Below are 2,205 nucleotides of genomic sequence, written 5' to 3' on the forward strand. Positions count from 1 at the left end.
CCCAGGAACAGGATGTCTTCAATGTCCCTGCGCGACCAGGCGCCGGGGCCGGTGATGGACGCATAGGGCTCGTGGCGAAGGCGCCGCGTAGCCAGGAAGAAGAAGAGGCCAAAAGCCGCCAGATATGTCAGGCCATACCAATGGATGGCCAGGGGACCCAACTGCAGGGCAACCGGATTGATTTGCGGATGAATAAGCATGGGCCGTATTTTTGCATGCGAGGCTCGTAGGAAAGGGCTTACAGTGAGCCCGCTCGCTTAAACTGGGAGTAACGCCGTACAGGATCACACCATGCGTCATTTATTCTGTTTTACCGTTGTTTCAGGCTTGGGTTTGTTGTGCATACAACCCGCTGCGGCACAGGTCTACCAATGCCTTGATTCAGCCGGCAAAAAGGTGTTTTCACAAACGCCCTGTGCGACCAGCGGCGGTGGCAATGAAAAGCTCATTGTCCGCGCACCGGCCCCTGCCGCGGCACCAGCATCAACTGACGGCACACCTGTAACAGGCGTGCCCGGCGTGCTTTATGGCAATGGCGGAGCCGCCGCGGCACCCAAGGATTGGGCAGCGGAAAACGCTGCGGCGAATGCGCGGGCAGCTGCTGCTGACCGATCCAGCGGCGGATCGCGCCAGGCCATGCCCTCGGCACTGGGTGGCCTGCGCAAAGGCGGTGCCCAAACCCAGGCGCAGGCTTCCGACAAACAGATCATTGCCAATTGCGAAGCCAACCACGGCGCCCGCTGCAGCAGTGCCGGCGAAATAGCCCAACGAAGAATGGAGCAGCGCGAACTCACCCCAGCGGAAAAGCAGCAGCAGCAAAGTGCGGTGGCGGCGCGCCGGCAACGCGAACGGGAAGAAGCCTTCGAGCGGTCTATGCGCCGATAAAGGTGATAAAGCGGGTTCACGATAGTCTGCATCTGGATGGCTTCCTGGGCAACCTGCGGCAATTGCCCTGCGGCGTGATACATCGCAAAAATCGCGTCGTAGAGTGACGGAACGATTCGCCGCGGAAAGATCACTAGAGGCTCGCCCAGCAGATCAGGGAGCGCAATCGTAGTCTTGCTTGCCAGCGAGTGCTGCCCGGGTAGCGCCACCACCAACGGGTCCTGGCTGATGCGCCGGCAGGCCAGGCCTGGCGGCGCGAACCCAGGGGAATGCAACATGAAGCCCGCGTCGATCTCTCCGCGCTCAAAAGCCTGCAGCTGCACGTCGCCGGTCGCCTCTATCAATTCCAGCTGCACCTTGGGGTATTGCTCGCGAAAGGCCAGCACCCAACGCGGCAACAACTCAAAACCGACCGTAGACACAAAAGCCAGCCGCAAGCGCCCGGCCTCGCCCTCCGCGCTGGCGCGCGCATAGGCCGGAAGAGCCAAGGCACGTGTCAGCAGGTCACGCGCTTCGGGCACCAGGGCAGCACCTGCCGTCGTGAGCTGCACGCTGCGCTTGGTGCGGTCGAACAATCTGAGGCCCAAATGCGCCTCCAGCTGCGCAATGGCCTGCGTGAGCGGCGGCTGGGTCATGTTGAGGCTTTTGGCAGCGCGGCCGAAGTGAAGCTCCTCGGCCACTGCCAGAAACTGACGCCACAGGCGAAGCTCGATCAAGGGCGGTTTACGGGAAGCCATGCCCGCGGTGCCGAGAATATCTTTCATATGCCATACATATTAATAGATGATTAATAATGGATTGGAAAGAATCAATCAAAGCACGCATACTCTGTTTCTCCCGATGCATGCCCAAGGTCAAACGCGGGCAAGCCATAGTAGCCAACACCACGAGACACCCCATGGAAACCAAAACTGTCAACATCGTTGCCAACCCGCGCAGCAAGAACATCACCGAGGGCAAATCGCGCGCGCCCAACCGCTCCATGTACTACGCCATGGGCTACGAGGCCGACGATTTCAAGAAACCAATGATCGGCGTGGCCAATGGGCACAGCACGATCACGCCATGCAACAGCGGCCTGCAAAAACTGGCCGACGCGGCAATTGTCGGCATCGAGGAAGCTGGCGGTAACGCGCAGGTATTCGGCACGCCGACGATTTCCGACGGCATGGCCATGGGCACCGAGGGCATGAAGTACTCCCTCGTGAGCCGCGAAGTGATCTCCGACTGCATCGAGACCTGCGTGCAGGGCCAGTGGATGGACGGCGTGCTGGTGGTTGGTGGCTGCGACAAGAACATGCCCGGTGGTCTGATGGGCAT

Annotated in this window: 3 protein-coding genes and 1 pseudogene; 2 read left to right on the forward strand and 2 right to left on the reverse strand. The window is 60.5% G+C overall.

Going from position 1 to position 2,205, the window contains the following annotated elements; translation table 11 throughout:
* On the reverse strand, positions 1-200 hold a 200-nt coding region (locus tag AC1DWI_RS22700; protein ID WP_477725855.1), incomplete at its 3' end, for a prolipoprotein diacylglyceryl transferase family protein.
* 91 nt (positions 201-291) lie between these two features.
* On the opposite strand from AC1DWI_RS22700, the pseudogene AC1DWI_RS22705 reads away from it, so the two are divergent.
* Positions 292-474 (forward strand): annotated as a pseudogene (locus AC1DWI_RS22705) (DUF4124 domain-containing protein); the annotation flags it as partial.
* A gap of 50 nt (positions 475-524) precedes the next feature.
* Here the strand turns inward: AC1DWI_RS22705 and AC1DWI_RS22710 are convergent.
* The gene (locus AC1DWI_RS22710; protein ID WP_477725856.1) at positions 525-1,649 is read right to left on the reverse strand and encodes a LysR family transcriptional regulator; all 1,125 of its coding nucleotides are present in this window, start codon (positions 1,647-1,649) and stop codon (positions 525-527) included.
* A gap of 134 nt (positions 1,650-1,783) precedes the next feature.
* On the opposite strand from AC1DWI_RS22710, the gene AC1DWI_RS22715 reads away from it, so the two are divergent.
* The coding region (locus AC1DWI_RS22715) for a dihydroxy-acid dehydratase domain-containing protein (protein WP_477725857.1) at positions 1,784-2,205 on the forward strand (422 nt) is incomplete at its 3' end.

Source organism: Polaromonas sp. P3_C2 (assembly GCF_056402675.1).

Bases quoted from the DNA above. Each gene is read 5' to 3' on its own strand.
- AC1DWI_RS22710 (WP_477725856.1), bottom strand. From the start codon at position 1,649: ATGAAAGATATTCTCGGCACCGCGGGCATGGCTTCCCGTAAACCGCCC.